This window comes from Winogradskyella poriferorum (assembly GCF_050618035.1).
GTDB lineage: Bacteria > Bacteroidota > Bacteroidia > Flavobacteriales > Flavobacteriaceae > Winogradskyella > Winogradskyella poriferorum_A.
Genome location: NZ_JBODPY010000261.1, coordinates 1 through 218, shown reverse-complemented (window position 1 = coordinate 218; position 218 = coordinate 1). Strand labels below are relative to the sequence as shown.

Here is a 218-nt window from a genome sequence, read left to right as displayed (position 1 = left end):
TGGTATTTCTCAGCAAACCCTAATGGTGAAGCTGAAATAGTTACTGTAAATCTTAGACAAGCTGGAAGCATAAAAAAGCTGAAGTGGGATATGGACTTTGCAGACATCATAATCAAAGGACGTTCAACAAGGGGTAATTTGGTGACTAAATACTCTGTGAAGCGCATTGAGCTTAAGGAAAAAGGAGTAAGTACACTTAAGCCGCGTAAGATATCGAT

At 39.0% G+C, this 218-nt stretch carries 1 protein-coding gene; it reads left to right on the top strand.

What is annotated here, in order from left to right; genetic code table 11:
- On the top strand, nucleotides 1–218 hold a 218-nt coding region (locus ACRHOC_RS15695; protein WP_431159501.1), incomplete at both ends, for a hypothetical protein.